This window comes from Agrobacterium genomosp. 13 str. CFBP 6927 (assembly GCA_900012615.1).
GTDB lineage: Bacteria > Pseudomonadota > Alphaproteobacteria > Rhizobiales > Rhizobiaceae > Agrobacterium.
The window spans coordinates 322,806-343,649 of the sequence record LT009756.1 but is presented as its reverse complement, the minus strand read 5'-3'; the positions used below and the strand labels follow the sequence as shown (position 1 = coordinate 343,649).

At 59.2% G+C, this 20,844-nt stretch carries 17 protein-coding genes and 1 tRNA gene; 2 read left to right on the top strand and 16 right to left on the bottom strand.

The window, feature by feature from the left end; genetic code table 11:
• Positions 1–110 precede the first annotated feature (110 nt).
• Positions 111–1,160, bottom strand: coding sequence for an ABC transporter ATP-binding protein (locus AGR13A_RS01710; protein WP_080833315.1), 1,050 nt, complete (start codon positions 1,158–1,160; stop codon positions 111–113).
• 355 nt (positions 1,161–1,515) lie between these two features.
• Between AGR13A_RS01710 and AGR13A_RS01705 the strand changes: the two genes are divergently transcribed.
• Positions 1,516–3,228, top strand: coding sequence for a long-chain fatty acid--CoA ligase (locus AGR13A_RS01705; protein WP_035219129.1), 1,713 nt, complete (start codon positions 1,516–1,518; stop codon positions 3,226–3,228).
• Between the two features lie 142 nt (positions 3,229–3,370).
• Entirely contained in the window at positions 3,371–4,996 is a 1,626-nt protein-coding gene (pgi, locus tag AGR13A_RS01700) for a glucose-6-phosphate isomerase (RefSeq protein ID WP_080833313.1), read from the top strand.
• Between the two features lie 61 nt (positions 4,997–5,057).
• Here pgi and AGR13A_RS01695 read toward each other — a convergent pair whose 3' ends face one another.
• The 15 genes from AGR13A_RS01695 to AGR13A_RS01625 form a co-directional block, all read right to left on the bottom strand.
• Complete coding sequence (locus AGR13A_RS01695) at positions 5,058–5,786, bottom strand: esterase family protein (protein ID WP_080833311.1); 729 nt, start codon at positions 5,784–5,786, stop codon at positions 5,058–5,060.
• The gene (locus AGR13A_RS01690) at positions 5,783–6,748 is read right to left on the bottom strand and encodes an acetylxylan esterase (RefSeq protein ID WP_080836425.1); all 966 of its coding nucleotides are present in this window, start codon (positions 6,746–6,748) and stop codon (positions 5,783–5,785) included. Before AGR13A_RS01690 ends, AGR13A_RS01695 begins: the two co-directional genes overlap by 4 nt.
• A 124-nt stretch (positions 6,749–6,872) precedes the next feature.
• The gene (locus tag AGR13A_RS01685) at positions 6,873–7,799 is read right to left on the bottom strand and encodes a carbohydrate kinase family protein (RefSeq protein WP_080833309.1); all 927 of its coding nucleotides are present in this window, start codon (positions 7,797–7,799) and stop codon (positions 6,873–6,875) included.
• Between the two features lie 100 nt (positions 7,800–7,899).
• A complete protein-coding gene (locus tag AGR13A_RS01680; RefSeq protein ID WP_003520012.1) occupies positions 7,900–8,598 on the bottom strand; it encodes an orotate phosphoribosyltransferase in 699 nt (232 codons plus the stop codon).
• Positions 8,599–8,765: 167 nt separating this feature from the next.
• Positions 8,766–9,803 (bottom strand): dihydroorotase, encoded by a 1,038-nt coding sequence (gene pyrC, locus AGR13A_RS01675; RefSeq protein WP_080836422.1) that lies wholly within the window; start codon positions 9,801–9,803, stop codon positions 8,766–8,768.
• Positions 9,804–9,916: 113 nt separating this feature from the next.
• The gene (locus AGR13A_RS01670; RefSeq protein WP_080833307.1) at positions 9,917–10,954 is read right to left on the bottom strand and encodes a 4-hydroxyproline epimerase; all 1,038 of its coding nucleotides are present in this window, start codon (positions 10,952–10,954) and stop codon (positions 9,917–9,919) included.
• Between the two features lie 125 nt (positions 10,955–11,079).
• Positions 11,080–12,402: an alpha/beta hydrolase gene (locus AGR13A_RS01665; protein ID WP_035219138.1), complete on the bottom strand. Its 1,323-nt coding sequence runs from the start codon at positions 12,400–12,402 to the stop codon at positions 11,080–11,082.
• 181 nt (positions 12,403–12,583) lie between these two features.
• A complete protein-coding gene (locus AGR13A_RS01660; protein ID WP_035219141.1) occupies positions 12,584–14,080 on the bottom strand; it encodes an acetyl-CoA hydrolase/transferase family protein in 1,497 nt (498 codons plus the stop codon).
• Between the two features lie 281 nt (positions 14,081–14,361).
• Positions 14,362–15,162: a phosphodiesterase gene (locus AGR13A_RS01655; RefSeq protein ID WP_080833305.1), complete on the bottom strand. Its 801-nt coding sequence runs from the start codon at positions 15,160–15,162 to the stop codon at positions 14,362–14,364.
• Positions 15,163–15,227: 65 nt separating this feature from the next.
• Complete coding sequence (locus AGR13A_RS01650; protein WP_003503651.1) at positions 15,228–16,520, bottom strand: ABC transporter substrate-binding protein; 1,293 nt, start codon at positions 16,518–16,520, stop codon at positions 15,228–15,230.
• Between the two features lie 42 nt (positions 16,521–16,562).
• Positions 16,563–17,384 (bottom strand): carbohydrate ABC transporter permease, encoded by an 822-nt coding sequence (locus AGR13A_RS01645; protein ID WP_080833303.1) that lies wholly within the window; start codon positions 17,382–17,384, stop codon positions 16,563–16,565.
• The gene (locus tag AGR13A_RS01640) at positions 17,384–18,310 is read right to left on the bottom strand and encodes a carbohydrate ABC transporter permease (protein ID WP_080833301.1); all 927 of its coding nucleotides are present in this window, start codon (positions 18,308–18,310) and stop codon (positions 17,384–17,386) included. The genes AGR13A_RS01645 and AGR13A_RS01640 overlap by 1 nt, the downstream gene beginning before the upstream one ends.
• Positions 18,307–19,452, bottom strand: a complete 1,146-nt coding sequence (locus AGR13A_RS01635; protein ID WP_167377372.1) for an ABC transporter ATP-binding protein — start codon at positions 19,450–19,452, stop codon at positions 18,307–18,309. Before AGR13A_RS01635 ends, AGR13A_RS01640 begins: the two co-directional genes overlap by 4 nt.
• 219 nt (positions 19,453–19,671) lie before the next feature.
• Positions 19,672–20,484 (bottom strand): class I SAM-dependent methyltransferase, encoded by an 813-nt coding sequence (locus AGR13A_RS01630; protein WP_080833299.1) that lies wholly within the window; start codon positions 20,482–20,484, stop codon positions 19,672–19,674.
• Positions 20,485–20,656: 172 nt separating this feature from the next.
• Positions 20,657–20,733: transfer RNA gene (locus AGR13A_RS01625), tRNA-Arg, on the bottom strand.
• Positions 20,734–20,844: the final 111 nt, after the last annotated feature.

Below are 20,844 nucleotides of genomic sequence, written 5' to 3'. Positions count from 1 at the left end.
TCATACCTGATGCCGCAAATCAAGTTTTATTTAGCCCTATTCAGGCGCGATTTGATCACCAAGAGTTGAAAATGGAGCGCAAATAAACATGCAAATCCACTCATTCAACCTCAAGTAAATATCAAAACACCCTTGGGATCGATACCGAAACGCACCGCCTTGGCCTTGGCCGGCATGCGCTGCATCGTTCTGACGCGCAGATCTGCCGGCAAGCCGGGCACGGTTATTGCAAGCTGCTCGATCTCACCGAGAAAAACGCGACTGGATATTTCACCCGCAATCCCCTCATTCGCAGTGCTGTCCCCGATAATCGAAATCGCATTGGGGCGCACATAGGCGACGGCGGCAAGACCGTCCGGCAGATCGGATGCATCACCCAGAGGCCCGAGCGGCGTTTCAACGCGGCCTTGCCTGACATGCCCTTCGATCTTGTTGAAGGCGCAGAAAAAATCGGCGGCGTAGCGGGTTTTGGGATTATCGTGGATTTCATAGCCCGTGCCGCTCTGCACGATGCGCCCGCGCTGCATCAGCACCACACGGTCGCCTGCCGAAAGCGCCTCTTCCGGATCATGGGTGACCATGATCGCCGTCGTTCCCAGTTCCCGCAGAAGCCCAAGCGTTTCCTCGCGCACATTGTCTCGCAACCCCCGGTCCAGATTGGAAAAGGGCTCGTCCATCAACAAAAGGCCGGGTTGGGGCGCAAGGGCGCGGGCAAGTGCCACACGCTGCTGCTCACCGCCCGAAAGCGTATGCGGATAGCGCTTTGCAAGCTCCTGCAGGTGAACATGTTCGATCATTTCCCCGGCGCGACGACGGGCTTCCGCCTTTGGCAGCGACCTCAGACCAAACATCACATTCTGTTCGACGGTCAGATGCGGGAAAAGTGCGTAGTCCTGAAAGACAAAGCCGATATTGCGCTTTTCCGGTTCAACGAAAACACCCGAACCGGCAACCGGAGCACCATTCAGGGAAACACTGCCATGGTCCGGCGTCTCCACGCCCGCGACGATACGCAGCAAGGTCGATTTTCCACAGCCGGACCGTCCCACCAGACAAATAATTTCGCCGCTTTCAACGGACAGATCGATATCGGACAAGACGTCCGTATCACCGAATCTTTTGCCCACCGATTTCAGTTCAAGCGCTGCGCTGCCTGCCATTTCAAATCCTGCCCTGCTCTACGAATTATGTTGATCGCTCAAATCAGGATTAAAGTCAAAAAGCCGGGCAAAATACGGTTTTCCTTCACGAGGCCGCGAGATGTTGGGCAGCAATATTGACGTTTACGTTAGAGTTAAATAGGCTTTGCCAATACGATGGACGTCACGGGATTACGCGTTTATCATTCGTTACCGGGGAGCAGGAGGAGCGGTCGATCCGGTGACGCATAGCGGTTCCCTCCATCCGGTCATTACACCGGAAAATGCGGGAGCCTCGTGACAATCAGACAGGCTAAAGCGCCTTTAATGCGTTCCGTCGAACGCGCGGCGCACAGAAGACTCTGGGAGGAGAAGCATGAGTGAATTGTCCCTGGGACAACCGGAAAATGTCAGCGTCCAGAAACGCTGGCTGTCATCCTATCCGCAGGGGGTGCCTGCCGAGATCCCCGCATCCGCCTATTCCTCCCTTGTCGAACTTCTCGAAAAGAGCTGCGTGCAATTTGCCGATCGCAAAGCTTTTTCCAGCATGGGAAAGTCGCTGACCTATCGGGAACTGGATATCGAAACCCGCGCCATTGCCGCCTGGCTGCAATCCAGAGGGCTGGAAAAAGGCGACCGGGTTGCCGTGATGATGCCGAATATCCTGCAAAATCCGGTTGCAGTTTATGGAATCCTGCGGGCCGGCATGATCGTGGTAAACGTCAATCCGCTCTATACGCCGCGCGAACTGGAACACCAGCTGAAAGATTCCGGCGCAAAGGCGCTTTTCGTGCTGGAGAACTTCGCACATGTGGCGCAGCAGGCGGTGCCGAAAACCGCCGTCCGGCACGTGGTTGTTGCGGCTATGGGCGATCTGCTCGGCCTCAAGGGGCATATCGTCAACCTTGTGGTGCGCAAGGTGAAGAAGCTCGTGCCTGCCTATGCCATCCCCGGCTCCATCAGTTTCAAGGCCGTGCTGAAGGAAGGGCAGGAGCTTCCCCTGAAGCCCGCCAGCCTTAACGCCCAGGATATCGCTTTCCTGCAATATACCGGCGGAACGACGGGCATTTCCAAAGGCGCAATCCTTACCCATGCCAATCTGCTGGCCAACAAGGCGCAGATCAGCCTCTGGCTGGACGCCGCCTTCAGCGGCCGCAAGGACCGCCCGGAGGTTCTCAATTTCATCTGCGCGCTGCCGCTCTGCCATATCTTCGCGCTGACGGTGAATTCGCTGATGGGTATTGCACTGGGCGGCCACAATCTGCTGATCGCCAATCCGCGCGATATACCGGGCTTCGTCAAGGAACTGTCGCATTATCGGCCGCATATTTTCCCGGGCATCAACACGCTGTTCAATGCGCTGATGAACAATGAGGATTTCCGCAAGCTCGACCTGTCCTCGCTGATCCTCGTGCTTGGCGGCGGCATGGCGGTGCAAAGGCCGGTGGCCGAACGCTGGCTCTCCATGGTCGGTTGCCCGATTGCGGAAGGTTACGGTCTTTCCGAAACCTCGCCCGTCGCCACCGTCAACCGCCTCGACGCCAAGGAATTCAGCGGCACCATCGGCTTGCCGATCTCCTCGACGGAAATCGACATTCGCGACGAAGAGGGCAACAGCCTGCCCACCGGTGAAGTCGGCGAGATCTGCATTCGCGGACCGCAGGTCATGGCCGGCTACTGGCAGAGGCCGGATGAAACCGCCAAAGCCATGACGGCAGACGGCTTCTTCCGCTCCGGCGACATGGGGTTCATGGACGATCGCGGTTATACCAAGATCGTCGACCGCAAGAAGGATATGATCCTCGTTTCCGGTTTCAACGTCTATCCGAACGAGGTCGAGGAAGTGGCCGCCAGCCACCCGGGCGTGCTGGAATGCGCCGCCATCGGCGTTCCCGACGAACATTCGGGCGAAACCGTCAAGCTTTTCGTCGTCAAGAAGGACCAGTCGCTGACGGAAGCGGAACTCAAGGCCTTCTGCGCCAAGAACCTGACAAATTACAAGCGGCCGAAAATCATCGAGTTCCGTACCGAATTGCCGAAATCCAATGTCGGCAAGATTTTGCGACGCGAATTGCGCAATCTGAACTGAGCGCTTCGAAGCCACTTACGAGAGCCGGGAAACCGGCTCTTTTCTTTTATCGCGGCCCTTTTCTTTTATCAAAGTCGCCTTGATTTGGCCGCCTGAAAAAGAATAGTTTCCTCATCCTTCCACGGAAGCCGAGGAGCACAAGATGCAGGCCACCATCGAAAAACTGAAAGCAACGGCGAGCAGCACAGCCGCAACCGATCTTCGCGCCGCGTTTGCGGCCGACGACCAACGATTCAGCCGTTTCAGCGCGAAATTCGATGACCTGCTGATGGACTATTCCAAATGCGCGGTGAATGAGGAAATCGTGACGCTCCTCGAGACGCTGGCCCGCGAGGGCGGCGTCGAAGCCAAGCGCGAGGAGATGTTCTCCGGCAAGGCCATCAACTTCACCGAGGACCGCGCCGTGCTGCACACCGCGCTGCGCAACCGTTCCAACACGCCCGTTCTCGTCGATGGCAAGGACGTGATGCCTGACGTGAACGCCGTTCTCACCGCCATGGGCAAGTTTGCCAATGCGATCCGTTCCGGTTCGCTGAAGGGTGCGACCGGCAAGAAGATTACCGACGTCATCAATATCGGCATTGGCGGTTCCGATCTCGGTCCTGTCATGGCGACGCTGGCGCTCGCGCCTTTCCATGACGGCCCGCGCGCGCATTTCGTCTCGAACATCGATGGCGCCCATATCGCCGACACGCTGAAGCTTGTCGACCCGGAAACCTCGCTGTTCATCGTCGCGTCGAAGACCTTCACCACCATCGAAACCATGACGAATGCCGCCACCGCGCGCCGCTTCATCGCCGAAAAGCTGGGTGAAGGCGCCGTCAAGCACCATTTCGCCGCCGTTTCCACCGCGCTGGAAAAGGTTGCCGCCTTCGGCATCGAAAGCGACCGCATCTTCGGTTTCTGGGACTGGGTGGGCGGACGTTATTCGATCTGGTCGGCCATCGGCCTGCCGCTGATGATCGCCATCGGGCCGGATAATTTCGGCAAGTTCCTGGATGGTGCGCATGCCATGGACAGGCACTTCCGCGAAGCGCCGATCCGCGAAAATCTGCCGATGCTGCTCGGCCTCATCGGTTTTTATAACCGCAACGTGTTGAATTATCCGACGCGCGCGATCCTGCCCTATGATCAGCGGCTGTCGCGTTTCCCGGCTTATCTGCAGCAGCTCGACATGGAGTCGAACGGCAAGGGTGTGACCATCGACGGCACGCCCGTCGAAGGCCAGTCCGGCCCGGTCGTCTGGGGCGAGCCCGGCACCAATGGCCAGCACGCCTTCTACCAGCTCATCCACCAGGGCACGAGCGTCATTCCGGCGGAATTCATGATCGCGGCCAACGGTTTCGAGCCCGAACTGCGCCACCAGCACCAGCTTCTCATCGCCAATTGCCTGGCGCAATCGGAAGCGCTGATGAAGGGCCGCACGCTCGCCGAAGCGAAAGCACAGCTCACCTCCAAGGGCATGGAAGACAAACTCGCCGATTTCATCGCGCCGCATCGCGTCTTCACCGGTAACCGCCCCTCCATCACCTTCGTCTACGACAAGCTGACGCCGTTTGCCCTTGGCCGCCTGATCGCGCTTTACGAGCACCGCGTTTTCGTCGAAGGCGTGCTGTTCCGCATCAACTCCTTCGACCAGTGGGGCGTGGAGCTTGGCAAGGAACTGGCGACAGGCCTGCTTCCCGTCGTGGAAGGCAAGGAAAGTGCGGCCGGCCATGACAGCTCCACCCAGGGTCTGGTGAAGGCGCTGTCGGGACTGGCGGGCTAAGGGACGTTACGACCGTCATCGAAAAAGCCGGAGACACCTCCGGCTTTTTTATTGTGGTGGCTCAAATATAAAGCGCCGCCATCTTGCGCCATGCGCCCGCCCGGTGGGCGCGGCCATCCCAGACATGCATCTGGTGCCCCACCTGCTTGTCCGACAGAACCCGGCTCAGATGATGGTTGTTGTCCAAAAACGGATCGGCATCGCCGATGGTGAAGACCATGTCGATGCGGCGCAGGCTATCGAGCCGCCATGGGCAGGCGAGGCCCGGCAGGAAATGGCTCGGCATGTGGAAATAGACATCGTCGTCGTAATAACCATCGAACAGATCGCCGAAGGATTCCACCTTCATCGTCAGGTCATAACGGCCGGAAAAGGCGACGAGCTTGCGAAAAAGATGCGGGTGGCGAAAAACGAGGCTGGCGGCCTGAAACGCACCCAGGCTGCAACCCTGCACGATCGTATCGCTATTCGGGTTTTTCTCGGCCATCAACGGTAGCACTTCGTTCAGAATATAGTCTTCGAAGGCGGCATGGCGGCGAATACGATCGGCGGGATGATGCCAGGCCGCATAGAAGGTCTCTCTGGCAAGCCCCTCTATGCAATAGAGCTGAAGGTGGCCCGCCTCCAGCTTGTCGGCCAGACTGCCGACAAGACCAAGTTCCTCATATTCGAAGAAGCGCCCGTCGCGGGTGGGAAACATCAGCACCTTGGCGCCGGAATGTCCGAATATTAGCAGCTCCATGTCGCGATGGAGCCTTTGACTATACCAACGGAGATATTCGCGTTTCATGGCACCTTGAAAAACCGTCTGACCTTGTCCTTATGGACCGCATCTTGCGATGCGCTGTCAGGGTAATCGAAATGCCCGGCGTCGAGGATGAATATTTCATTAAATTTTGATTTTGGCAGCGCATTGGCCACCGCGAACTGGCAGGGCGGCGCCACCGCCGGATCGAAAAGCGCGGGCGCAACCAGCATCGGCACTTTTATGCGGGTGGCGGCACAGGCAGCGTCGAACAGGCGCAGCGTCTCAAGCAGGTTGGCATGGGTCTTCTGATAGGTTTGAACCGCATCCGCGCTGCCGACGGTGGGCAGCGTCAGCCAGAACGGCCGGTGTCCGAATGTTGGCACGACAAGATGGCCGCGATCTATACGCTCGTCGAAAGGGATGGCCAGGGCACCGATGCCGCCGCCGAAACTGATGCCGCTATAACCCACCTGCCCTTCCAGCCACGGATAAAGGCTGATGAGCGTGGAAACGGCAACCCACAGATCGTCGACGCAGCCGCCGATGATGTAATCGTCTTTCCTGTCGATATTATAGAGAACATGAAGCGCCGGGTCGGACGAGATCGGCGGACAGGCGCTCAGCGACAACCCGCGAAAACAGGGAAACAGCACGGCCGTTTCTTCCACCGGCACGTCGAAATCGGGTTCCCCTCGCCCACCATAACCATGGCCCACAACGAGGCCGCGACGCACCTGCCCTTCGCGCGGCAAAAGCAGCCACCCGCCGATGCGAAAACCGCCGGTGGAAGTGTAGGTCATATCGAGGAAATGCCAGCGGGGATCGCTGAGCCTGCTCTTGCGCAGCACCGGCCGGGGATCCGTGGCGAGCGCGCGGCGATAGCGCTTTTTCCAGAAATCATCGAAGCCCGGCGGCGCTTCGGGTGGGGTGATGGCCAGCAGCTGCTCGCGCTGCATGCCATAGGTCGGGTCGAAATCGAAAGGATGGGACTTGGGAACGCTCATGCGATGCTTGTTTCGTGAAAAAACAGCGGACACAAGCTTCATAATATCGAAATAACGGTTTTTTACGGTTCTAAAGCCGGGAAGAGTGTTGAACCACCTTTTCAAAATGGTTCAACCGCGCCCATCACAAACCGATTTCATGCGCAAAGGGCGGATTCGCGCCCGCCCGCGAAACGGTGACAGCGGCCGCTTTCGCGCCCAGCGCCAGAGCCTTCTTGATCTGGTCTTCCGTCAGCGAGGCAACCTGCGCCTTGGTCAGAAGGCCCTGCATTTTCAGCGAGGCGAGAATGCCGGCATCGAAGGTATCACCCGCGCCGACAGTGTCGACCACTTCCACCCGCTCGGAGGCCACTTCAACCTTGAGATTGGCGCTATACCCCACCGCGCCCTTGGCGCCACGGGTGACGACGACCAGTTTCGCACCATGGTGCAACCAGTGGCGGGCAAGCGTGTCCTCATCGCCTTCCAGCCCGAACCAGGCAAGGTCTTCATCCGAGAATTTCACGATATCCGACATGGCCGCCATGCGACGAATGCGGGCCATGTGGGACTGCTTGTCCTTGATGAAGCCAGGGCGGATATTCGGATCGAGCGAGATGACACGGCTTTCATGCTCGCGCGTCATCAGCGCCTCATAGGTGCTGCCGCAGGGTTCGGGGATAAGGCTGATCGCGCCGAAATGCAGCGCCTCGCAATCCGCGCCCAGCGCCGGAAGCTCCGCCTCGGTAATCATTCGGCCGGCGGTGTTTTCGTCGTAGAAGGCATAGGTCGCATGGCCATCCACCAGCTTCACGAAGGCGATGGTGGTCGGCCGCGAAAGGGTGGCGCAATAGCTGAAGTCGACATTGCTGGCGCGCAGGGTTTCCCGCAGGATATCGCCCATCATGTCATCGGAAAGACCCGTGAAAAAGGCGGAAGGGACACCGAGACGCCCCAGCGCAATCGCCGTGTTGAAGACCGCTCCGCCTGCATAGGGGGCAAAACCCGCCTCACCCAGCGTCGTCTGCCGGGGCAGCATGTCGATCAGGGCTTCACCACAACACAGGATCATTACGGTCCTCCTCAAAACAGCAAATCAAATGGACTTAAATCGATTTAGACGAAGATTGATCGGAAGGCCAGCCGCAAAACCGGGCTGGCCGCATCCGAAATTAAGATTGCGGCAATTCGCTGACACCGCCGCGTTTTGCCGACCATGGCAGCGGGTTATCGAGGAAGGCTTCGACCTCGGAGAGGGTCTTTTCGTCGAACAGTTTTTCAGCCCGGGCAACCGCCAGAACATCGCGCCAAGTGGTCAGGTAATGCAGCTTGACATTGCCATTGGCGAAGCGCGCTTCGGCCTCTTCGAAGATGCCGTAATAGAAGAGCGCGATACCGTGATCCACGATGCCGCCCGCCGCACGGATGGCGTCGATGAAGGTGAACATCGAGCCACCGGCCGTCGTCAGATCCTCGATGACGAGAACGCGGGCACCTTCCGGCATATGGCCTTCGATCTGGGCGTTGCGGCCATGGCCTTTCGGCTTCTTGCGGCAATAGATCATCGGCAGGCCAAGGCGCTCGGCAAGGAAAGCGGCGAAGGGAATGCCCGCCGTCTCGCCGCCTGCCACACAGTCGAACTTCTCGAAACCGGCCTCGCGCATCACCGCCGCCGCCGCAAAATCCATCGCCGCCGAGCGGATGCGCGGGAAGGAGATGAGCTTGCGCATGTCGATGTAAACCGGGCTCTTCATGCCCGAAGCGAAGGTGTAGGGGCTTTCGGAATTGAAGTGGACCGCCTTGATTTCCCACAACATCTTCGCAACCAGTTCCGCAACGACGGCGCGGTCAGTGAATGTGAAATGGTTCATAGGCGTTCTCCTTTTTCGGCCTTGGTTTATCGCTCCGAAAACCCGGATCGGTTTTCGGAAAGCACAACGTCTCGGTTCAGCATTGCAGGCATCCGCAGGCGGCATCGAAGGGCGAATGCCTGGGGACCATAACAAAACCGCCGGCAGTGCCGGCGGTTACTAAAAAATCAACTCACATCCCAATGGAGCGGGAACATCGGATCGAACACGGTAACGGGCCCGGCACCCGTCTCGATTTTTTCAGGAAAGGCCACCGCTTCCTCGCGCTTGACCAGCGTGATGGTTTCCTCGTTCGGCGCAAGACCATACCAGGCCGGGCCGTTGAGCGATGCGAAGGCTTCCAGCCTGTCGAGGGCGTTTTCATCCTCGAAGACGTGGGCGAGACAGCTCATGGTGTTGATGGAGGTATAGATGCCGGCGCAGCCGCAGGCGCATTCCTTCAGCGGATCCACATGCGGGGCGGAATCCGTGCCGAGGAAGAAGCGCGCATCGCCCGAAGTCGCCGCAGCCCGCAGCGCCAGCCGGTGCTCTTCGCGCTTGGCGACGGGCAGGCAATAATAATGCGGCTTGATACCGCCAACGAGAATGGCGTTACGGTTGATGATGAGATGGTGGGTGGTGATCGAACCGGCGAGGTTGGCTTTGGACGACTTGATATAGTCCACGCCGTCGCGGGTGGTGATGTGCTCCATCGTCACCTTGAGTTCCGGCAGGCGCTGGCGCAGAGGCTCCAGAACCGTATCGATGAACACCTTCTCGCGGTCGAAAATATCGACTTCCGGCGTCGTCACCTCACCATGCACGCAAAGCGGCAGGCCGATCTTCGCCATGCGCTCCAGAACCGGCATGGCCTTGTTGAAATCGCGCACACCGCCATGGGAGTTGGTGGTCGCACCGGCCGGGTAGAGCTTTACGGCAGTGATGAGACCGCTTTTTTTGCCCTCTTCCACATCGTCGGCCTGCGTGTCCTCGGTGAGATAGAGGGTCATAAGCGGCTCGAAACGATCACCCGCGGGAATGGCCTTGACGATGCGTTCGCGATAGGCGCGGGCATCGGCCGTGGTGACGACCGGCGGCACCAGGTTCGGCATGATGATGGCGCGGGCGAAATGGCGGCTCGTATCCCCGATCACCCCTTCCAGCATTGCCCCATCACGCAGGTGCAGGTGCCAGTCATCAGGGCGGCGCAGGGTGAGCGACTTCATCGGGATACCTCGGAGCATGACGGAATTGGCGCCCGCTTAGCATCTTTTGCCGCGGGAAAACAGCCGCCAAAGTCCATCGGGCGGCTGTAAATGTCATTTTTTTAAAGCATGCCTCAGATGTTGCCCGCTTCCGGGCCCCATACGTCCGTCATGGCGAAACCATCGGCCAGAGGATCGAAGGGATCGAGACCCACCTGATGCAGGCCGAAGGTGAAACCGCGCCCGGCAATGGTGGGAATAACAGCCGGGCGACCTGCCACTTCGGTGACGGCGGAAAGGCCGACATCGAATTCCGAACCGATGATCGAGCGGGATTTATACTCGTCTCCCACCTTCACCCTGCCGCGCGCATAAAGCGTGGCGAGATTGGCGGAATTACCGGTGCCGCAGGGCGAACGATCCGCCCGGCCCGGCCACATGGTGGTGCAGGTGCGGATGGAGCCATCCGCATCCACATCGCGGAACATGACATAGGCAACGCCGGAAATGGCCGGGATTTCTGGATGAACGACGGTCATTTCTCGGTTGACCAGATCTTTCAGGATCATGCCCGCCGAGACCAGTTTGGCCGCATTGGCCTTTTCGATCGTCAGGCCAATCTGGCGGACATCGACGAGAGCATAAAAGATGCCACCATAGGAAATATCCATCGTCACCCTGCCCCATTCGGGCGTGTCGATACTGACATCCAGCTCATGCACGAAGGACGGCACCATGGTCAGTTTGACCTTTTCGCAACGGCCATCGCGGCAGGTGGCCGTGGCCTTGACCAGACCGGCCGCCGTTTCGAGGATGATGACGGTTTCCGGTTCCTGCATTTCCACCATGCCGCTTTCCAGAAGCGCCGTCGTCGCGCAGATGGAATTGGAACCGGAGCTGGCATGCGCCTGATCCGGCTGGAGAATGACAAAGGCCGCGTGCGCATCCGGGTGCTTCGGCGGCAGGAGAAGATTGACCGACCCCATCGGCGTGCCGCGCGGCTCCAGCGTCAGGAAGCGACGAAGCGCCTCGCCCTGCGGATCGGTATTCATCCAGTGAAGCTGTTCGGCCACCGTGTTGCCGGGAATTTTCGGCGCGCCGCCGGTGACGACACGGCCGATTTCGCCTTCGCAATGAACATCGAGAAGCTGGAGGGTGCGTTTCCAACGCATGGGGGTCTACTCCGGAAGTTGGGTTGTTGACCCGACCATACAGATAAAAATACAAGCTGTATACAAATCTGCGAGGGTGCGGCTTCGAAAACGCGGAAAGTTCGAAGCCGCCCTTTAATCACGATTTAGCGGCTACGGCATTCCGCCCGATTTCGGTTGGCGGTCGCCTCGCAATTCACTCTCGACGACTGAACAGCCTGATCGTCCACCACGGAACCGGCCGTATCGCCCACCGATCCGACGGTGTTTTCCACGGAGCGGCCGAGCCGTTCCACCTGCCTGCCGTAATTTTCACGCGTGCGCGGATCGAACACCGCAATCGGCGCGCTGACCACGACGCTCGCCGCCGTTCCGACGGTTTGCGCAGCCCCGATGCTGACGGCACCCAGCGCCTCACCCAGACCGACATCGGAATCCGTCACCGTCTGCCCGGCGATAAGGCGGTCACCGATCAGGCGGACAACTTCAGGGCTTTCGGCAAATTTGCCATGGTTCAGGCGGTCGCCGGATTGCAGCTTGGTCAAATCCAGAACGGTAATCCCGGCTTTTTCCAGCTGGCTGCGATAGGGCTCGACCGATGGGTCGATCTGCCCCAGCCGGTCAACATTGCCGGAGATACGGCGCGACAGGCTGAGCGCGCGGTCATCCTGAGAGACGAACAGGGTAAATTTCGGCGGCGTCTTGCCGAGGCTTGTGAATTGCCGGCTGAACACGTCGACATCGAGATCGGGCGCGGCCAGAATGACGTTGCTGATCTTCGGGTCGACGCGGCCATTGCGGATGGCCATCTGGCGCAGCGCCTCCACCGCAAGCCAGGTGCCCATGGAGTGGGCCATGACAGTGACCTCGCCGATGGACTTGTCCTTGGCGAGACGTGTCAGCATCTCTTCCAGCGCATCACGGGAGTAGTTGGTGCTTTCCTTGTCGTAATTATAGTCGAAAATGCTCGCCCGCGACGGCCAGGTGAAGACCACCGGAACGACATCCGTGCCGGAATCATGGACGATCTGGGCGAAGCGATAGACGGATTCTTCGTAACGATTATTGAAACCGTGCACGAAAACCAGCACGCGGCGGTCCTTCTGGATGTGTTTGCTGATCCAGCTTCTTGTTTCGGCTTCGGAGCGAATTGGCTCCACCGCCACCGTGGTGAAATCCTTCAGCGGGTTCGGCGGCAGCTTTTTCGGCCATTGCACCTGCCCGACCTTACGGTTGGCATTGGGCGGAATGGAAATGGTGACGGCATCGACCTTCAAGCCCGTTCCACGCTCACCGCCGAAAAGCACGGCGGCGTTTTCCGATGGCGCACGCGTCGTGGCAACCAGCAGATTGACCGGCGTTGTCCCCGCTACGGTCTGCCCGGTCGGCGTCATGACACCGATCGGACGCCCGCCACACCCGGCAAGCAGGGCGACAATGGCGATTACGGCCACGAAGCGAATGGGCATCACATCACTCTCCTACAACCCAGAAGCAGCCGAATAGCAGCCGGTTGGAGAGGATTTTCTACCGGAGGCGGAACTGCCGCGCCAGCAGCTAAGCAAAGCGGCGACACTTTCCCCAACCGGTGTGTCCAAACGGACCCAATTGCCGGACGATTGAACCGGCAGTCGGAGAACCCTCACAAGCCTATTGCAGCGACAGCATCGTGCCCTTTTCCCGCAGCGCTTTATGCCAGGAGAGCGCCTCTTCGATGAGATGCGGCGTGTGCCCACCCCGCGCCACCGCCCGCTGGTAATAATCCGTCAGCGCATCACGGTAGTCAGGATGCACACAATTGGCGATAATGACCGCTGCGCGTTCGCGTGGGGCGAGGCCGCGCAGATCGGCAAGCCCGATCTCCGTGACCAGAATATCCACATCATGTTCGGTATGATCGACATGGCTGACCATCGGCACGACGCTGGAAATGGCGCCGCCCTTGGCGATCGATTTGGTGACGAAGATCGACATATAGGCATTGCGGGCGAAATCTCCCGAGCCACCGATGCCGTTCATCATATGGGTTCCACCGACATGGGTGGAATTGACGTTTCCGTAAATATCGAATTCCAGCGCCGTATTGATACCGATGATGCCGAGGCGACGGATCACCTCCGGGTGGTTGCTCACCTCCTGCGGGCGCAGGATCAGCCTGCTCTTGTAATCTGCCAGTCGCGGCATGACCCGTTCATTCATGGCCGAGGAGAGTGTGATCGACGAACCGGAGGCGAAAACCAGCTTGCCTGCGTCGAAAAGCTCGAAAGTCGAATCCTGCAGGACCTCCGAATACATTTTGAGATCGTGAAACGGCGTATCGATGAAACCATGCATCACGGCATTGGCTATGGTGCCGATGCCGGCCTGGAGCGGCTGGAGTTCATGGGTCATGCGGCCGTGACGCACCTCGTTCAGCAGGAACTCGGTGAGATGGCCGGCAATGGCCTTGGTCTCGTCATCCGGCGGCAGCACCGTGGAAAAACTGTCGCTCTTGTCGCTGAGAACGATGGCGGCGATTTTCTCCGGCGGCACCGGAATGAAGGGCAGGCCAACACGGCTATCCGTTGCCACCACCGGAATGGGCATGCGGGTGGGGCGTTTGGCAGGGATGAAAATGTCGTGCAGCCCCTCCAGCACCTCGGGCTGCGACAGGTTGATCTCGACGATGACCTTGTCGGCCAGAATGGCGAAGCTTGCCGAATTGCCGACGGATGTCGTGGGCACGATGCCACCATCCGCCGTAATCGCCACCGCTTCGACGATGGCGATATCCACCCCGTGAATCTGGCCGCCGCGCAATTGCTCGACCGTTTCTGAAAGATGCTGGTCGATGAACATCACCCGGCCGTCATTGATCGCCTTGCGCAAAGCCGGATCGGACTGGAACGGCATGCGGCGCGCCAGCATGCCGGCCTCGACCATGGTCTTGTCGAGATCGTTGCCAAGCGACGCGCCGGTCATCAGGGTGATTTTCATGGGGTTCGTCTTGGCGCGTTCGGCCAAGGCCAGCGGCACCGCCTTCGCTTCGCCTGCCCGCGTAAAACCGCTCATGCCAACCGTCATGCCATCCTGAATGAGGCTGGCGGCCTCTTCGGCGCTGACGATCCGGTTCAAGAGGGACGCGTTGCGGATACGCTTTTCAAGCATGCACTTCTCCATGATCTGCACTCACGATGGCACGTCACCAGACTTGCCACCTCTCCGGTGACTATGGCGCGTACTTTCAACGATGAAACTGACATAGATCAAGGGTGCGAGCGGGACTATGGCCTTGACGCATCAAATCCTGCTCAACAAACCGCAAGTGGCGCATAGGCGCGACAGGCAGCGGGGTTTTTGCAGCGTCGAGGCCTGTCGGCGAAAACACTGCCGTATTCTGCTGCGGGCGATGAGGCGCATCTGCGCCTCATCGTGGATATCGGCCAGGATCAGGGGCCTTCACAAACCGGAGCCTGACCGAGTACGACCTGCCCCACCTCGGCATCATAGGCGCGCAAGCCGAAGGCACCGAGGCTGATGATGCGGTAACAGGGGTTGCCACCCGTCCACAGCGGATCAAGAACCTCGATATCGGTGATGAAACGATGTGAGCAGGCCTGACCGGAACTATAGGCAATGCCTTCCGCGCTGGTGCCCGCCATCGGGACGTGAATGTGGCCAAAAACAATGTGGCGCACGCCAGCCTTGTGAGCGGCGAGGCGACGCATGACCGCGCCGTCGTCATGCATGCCGATGTTTTCGAAATGCCGGATGCCGCAATCCATAGGCGGGTGATGAATGAAAACCGTCACCGGCAGGTCGCCAGCGCCTTCAAGTGCGCTGTCCAGCCATGTCAGACGGTCCGCGCCATACATCCCGCCAATCACATCGGGCTCATGGCTATCGAGGAACAGCAGGCGACCGAATTCGGTATCGATAAAGGACTGGATATAGCCGTTGTCGTCACGCAGCTGTTCCGGAAAAGCCGTCACGAATTCCGGTCGGCGGTCGTGATTGCCGAGCATCAGCCGTACGGGGATTGAGACGGGCCTAAGAATATCGCGCAGTAGTTGATAGGCTTCCGGCTCGCCGTAGTTGCAAAGATCACCCGTCATGACAAGAAGATCGGCATCGGCGTGTTTTTCGACAATATCAGCCACCGTCGCGCGCAGCTGCTTTTCCGGGTCGACGCCGTTTACAGCGATGCCGGGGGGTACGAGATGGGTGTCGGTGATCTGGATGATCTTCATAGTCTGTCTCTCTGCGCAAAATGGCTGCGGGAACGGATTCCCCGCAGCCTTTTCGATGGTTTTGCTTATTTCAGCAGGGCGTTGGTCTGCTCGACGATCTGCTTGAGACCGGCTTCAGGCGTCACCTCACCGCGCATGACGGTGCCGATGATGTCGCGCTGGGTGCGCCAGATGCGGACGGAATCGCCACCCGGATAACCGGCCCAGGGCAGGGAACGGTCAGCCTGAAGCGAAGCGGTCTTCACATTCGGGTTCTCGACATAATAGGGAGCGAGGAAGTCCGGGCCGGTTGCCAGCTTGTTGGTCGGCAGGTAACCGGTAATGCGAACGATGGTGTTCTGGGCTTCCGGACCGGTGATCCACTTCAGGTACTTCCAGGCAGCGTCCTGCTTGGCCTTTTCCTGGGTCAGGATAACGGCAGAGTTACCACCGGTCGGAACGCCGCCCTTTTCCTTGTTGTCGAGCGGGAAGGTCGCGGTCTTCAGCTTGAAGCGGTCGCCGACCAGGCCCTGAATCGTCTGAACGTGAGCCGGGGTCGAGAAGATGAAGCCGGTGAGGCCTGCACCGAACTGCTGGCGGGACTGATCCCAGTCGAGCAGGTTCTGGCCACCTTCGGTGACGAACTGACGGGTCATTTTCAGGGCGTTGAGGCCGATCTCGTTGTCGAAGCCAACGGTCTTGGCCTTCTCGTCAACGAGCTTGCCGCCCTGTTCGACGATGAGCGCCTGCCACAACCAGTCATCCGGCCAGCCGTTGATGTCGTAGCTCATGCCGGCGAACTTGGGGTCAAGAGCCTTGATCTTCTTTGCGAGAGCAATGAGTTCCGCAAAGGTCGTCGGCATCTTGTCCGGGTCGCCGCCAGCCTTGGTGACGAGGTCGGAGTTGATATAGATGATCGGCGAGGACGCGTTGACCGGCAGGCCGTACTGCTTGCCGTCGATCTGGCCGAGGGCGGCCATCTTCGGGCTGTAGTTCTTGTCGAGGAAGGCCTGACCGCCTTCAGCCTGGATGAACGGGCCGAGATCGGTGATCTGGTTGCGCGGTGCGAGCGTGTGAACGAGTTCCGCTGTCAGGTTGTAACCCGAGAAATATACGTCTGGCAGATTGCCAGTTACGGCGGAGCGCAGAACCTGCTGCTGGCCTTCATTATAACCGGCGGCCGGAGCGAGGAAGTTGATCTTCACGTCCGGGTTCTTCTTCATGAATTCATCGGCCAGCGGCTGATGGAATTTCGTGAAGCCCGGCAGGTTGTAGAGAACGTTGAGCGTGATTTCATTGGCGAGAACCGGCTGTGCGAGGCCCGCAAAAGCCATGCCAAGAGCCAGACCGCCCATCACGGCGCGTCGGTTGAGTTTCATGTCAATCTCCAGAAAGGTTGGGAGGAGGAAGTCTGAACGGCGTCACTTGACGCCGGTCATGGTAATACCGGCGATGAAATGCCGCCGTGCGAGGAGGAAGCACAGCACCATCGGCGCGGTAATCAGTGTGGCGCCCGCCATCAGCGCACCGTAATTCGCACCGGATTCGACATCGGCGAAGAACATCATGCCAAGCGGCGGCGGGGCCAGATTGGTGTCGGAAACCACGATCATCGGCCAATAAAGGTCGTTCCAGTGGGCAACGAGCGAGAAGACCGAAAAAGCGGCGAGCGAGGGCAGCGAGCCGCGCAGAACCAGCCCCCAGCAGATCTCCATTTCCGAGAAACCATCCATGCGCGCCGCCTCGATGATTTCGTCCGGGTAACTGCGGAAGGACTGGTTGAACAGGAAGATGGCGAAGACGGAGATGAAGAACGGCATCATCATCGCGAAGTAGGTGTTCAACATCTCCGCTTTCGCCAGACCGACAAAAAGCGGAAGCGCAAGAGCCTGAATTGGAACGCAGAGTGCGGCGATGACGAGGCCCAGGAGAAGCTTGCGGCCCGGAAATCTGAGCTTCGCCAGCGCATAGGCCGCGGGAACCGATGTCAGGACCTGCACGATGAGGATGCCGAAGCAGACGATGACGCCGTTCAGCATGAAACGTGCCATCGGCACCTGCCCGGCCGCCCGGGCATAATTGTCGACCGCATCGAATTTCTCGGGGATCGGCCACAGGGAGACGTTGAATATTTCTGCTGGCGAGCGGATCGACGTCAGTATCATCCAGTAGAACGGCAGGAGCATCACGAATGCGCCGAGGGCGAGCACGAGATGCGGGAGATATTTACGGAGCGCGGCCATCAGTAGTGCACCTTCCGGTCCATATGCAGCGTCTGGCCGATCGACAGGATCAGCACGATCGCGAGGAAGATAATGGTCAGCGCCGCCGCATAACCCGTGTTCGAATATTCGAAACCCTCAAGATAGAGATCGAACAGCAGTGTTTCGGAACCGGAGCGGCCCTTGGTCAGCACGGCGACCGTCTCGAACACCTTGAAAGCCGAGATCGAGGTGGTGACCACAACGAACATCGTCGTTGGCCCAAGCATCGGCCACGTTACCGTCAGGAACCGGTCGATCGGGTTTTTCGCGCCATCGAGCCGTACCGCTTCGTGCAAATCCTTGGAGATGGCGGTAAGGCCCGCGAGGAACAGCACCATGTTGAAGCCCAGAATCTGCCAGACACCCATCAACGCCATGGTGGGAATGAGCAGAACGGGGTTGGAGAGGAATGCGACGGGTTCGAAACCCAGCCACTTGATCGCCGCATTCACCGGCCCAAGCGAAGGGTGCAGCAGAAATTGCCACACCGTTGCCATGGCGACGAGCGTTGCAGTGACGGGAAGGAAATAGGCCACTTCCCAAAAAGCGCGGCTACGCTTGCGATTATAAACGAGCAGGGCTACGCCGAGTGCCAGAAATACGCCAAAGGGGATGACGATGGCCGCATAAATGGCCGTATTCGCCAGTGCGCGCAAAAAAACCGGATCCTCAAAAGCCTTGACGAAATTCCCGATGCCGACGAAGCGGGTGGAGAGTGCGCCAAGCTGGTAATCGGTGACGGAAAAACCCGCCAGAACGAGCATGGGAATGATATAGATCGCCAGAAGCAGGAGGCTCGCCGGCGCGGCAAACATGAGGCCGCGCCAGATCATGCGCCGGTCCGCCTTCGACAGGCGCGGCCGGGCCTTTGCAGGCGTGAGCGTGGAGAAATCGGCCGCCGTCATGCCGGCACCCGTTCACGCACCGTCGTCTTGCGGCGCAGGCCGTCGGCGGCGAAAAGATGGGCACGTTCCGGCGCAAAACCGAGGTTCATCACGCCGTCCGCATCAGCGCCCAGCACCTCTCCCGCGCCCTGGCGAAGGGTGACGGCCACCGTCTCATCGCTCAGAAGGCGGCAGCTGACAAAACGGTCAGCGCCATGGGTTTCGCTGCGCACCACCCGCACCGCGAAACCTTCGGCACCCGGACGCAAGTCTTCGGCGCGAAGGCCGAGCGTTGCCGGACCGGCATCGCGGCCAGAAGCATCCACACCAAGATCACGGCCGAAAGCCGTGACCTTGCCCTGTGCATCGATTTCGACCGGCAGCAGATTGATCGACGGCGTGCCGATAAAACGCGCGACCGTCAGCGTCGCTGGCTTTCGGTAAAGTTCATCCGGCGTGCCGAGCTGTTCGATGCGGCCTTCCGCCATCAGCGCGATGCGGTCGGACATGGTCATGGCCTCGATCTGATCGTGGGTAACGTAGATGAAGGTTGCTCCCAACCGGCGATGCAGGCCAGCCAGTTCCTCACGCATATGGGCGCGAAGCTTCGCATCGAGATTGGAAAGCGGCTCGTCCATCAGAAAGGCGGCGGGCGAGCGCACCAGTGCCCGGGCAAGCGCCACACGCTGGCGCTGGCCACCGGAAAGCTGCGCCGGCTTGCGGTCCAGCAGATGCGCGATCTGCAGGGTCTCTGCCGCCTGTTCGACGGCGGCATCGATCTGCCTGAGCGTTTCGGCCGGGGCCACAAACCGCCCGATCAGCGGCAGGCGCGCTGCAAAGGGCAGACGTCGCATCCTGAGCGGCGTTGCGATGTTCTGGCGCACGTTCATATGCGGATAAAGGGCGTAAGACTGGAACACCATCGCCAGATTGCGGTCACTCGGATCGAGTTCCGTCACATCCTGACCACCGATCGAGACCGAACCGCGATCCGGCGTTTCCAGCCCTGCAATGATGCGCAGAAGCGTGGACTTGCCGCAGCCCGACATGCCGACGAGGGATAGGAATTCACCGGGACGGATGGAGAGTTCGATCTCTTTCAGAACATCGTCAGCCCCGAAGCCTTTGCCGATACCCGAAAGTTCAAGTGATTGTGGCGTCATTCTGCGCTCCTTTTCTGGAGCGCATATGCTTATATTGTATGACAATATGACGAAGGTTTGCAGAAAGTTCGGTGACACCGGAAAGCCCGATAATCCCGGCTCATCGCCAGGCCCTGCAATACCGGCCTTCATAAAAATCCACTAATATGAGGGGGTAACCCGAATATACGGATTCAAGACCTGTTCGACGGCCATGGCTGCATCAGCAGGCGAAGTGTCTCACGCAACAGCCAGAATCACATGGGCCTGAATTTTGGCGGCAACCTCGCCGTTGCCGTGCCTCGCTTCAATCCGGGATGCGGCACACGCCGTCGCCGCTTCCAGTTTTCCCGGCGCCCTGGCTTCGATTTCAGTGCGAAGAACGGTTCCCTGACAATAGGCCATGGCGGGAATGCGCGGTGACGATGCACGGCTTTGCGCCGCTATCGTCTCAATCGCCACGCGGGAAAAGCCGGCACTCTCCAACTCGGCACGGATCAACGCCGTATCGTGATAGCCGTGCGGAGTGCGGGCCATGAAGCGTGGCGGATCGTCGGGAAACAGACCGGCAAGGGCGTTCGTCACATCATTCGCGAAGTCATTCTCTTCAATACGGTCCCACACGTTCAATAAATAATGTCCACCGGGCTTCAACACCCTCTTTGCTTCGCGATAGGCGGTCAGACGGTCGGTGAAAAACATCGCGCCGAACTGACAGAAAACGAGATCGAAACTCGCGTCTTCAAACGGCAGCGCCTGAGCATCCACCTGCTGCCAATCAATGCGATTGTCAGGCGCCTGTCGCGCCGCTGCAAAATCAAGCATCGGCTGATTGAGGTCGGTTACGACATAATGTGCGGCGGGCGGCAATCTGGGCGCCAGTTCGCGGGTGACAACCCCGGTCCCCGCAGCGATTTCCAGCACATCGATCGGCATCAATGACGCCGCTCTCCGCGCCAGATCACGGGCGAAGGGCTCGAAAATCAACGGCACCATGTAACGGTCGTAGTTTTCCGGAATAGAACCTGCAAATACCTGGTCAGTTTCCAACATGGCTTTCACCTGAGGCCAGCTAATGACCGGATGATTTTAGCACATATTGGCGACGTTCGGAGTCTGTTCGACCTTGTGGGTTTTCGAGAGGGCAACAGAGATGCCGACATTGAACCGCATTATAAACGGCGGCCCGAAAGGCATTTTATTTGATTTTTTATGGAAAGAGAAATGGCGCACCCGAAGAGATTCGAACTCCTGACCCCCAGATTCGTAGTCTGGTGCTCTATCCAGCTGAGCTACGGGTGCGTGCCGTTCCGGTCGTTTCCGGTGGCGTGGCGATCCTCTAAAACGTCCTCATTCCGATTGCAAGCGATTTCGTTTCGAAATTGTCATTTTTCCGCAGCAATTCATTTATCC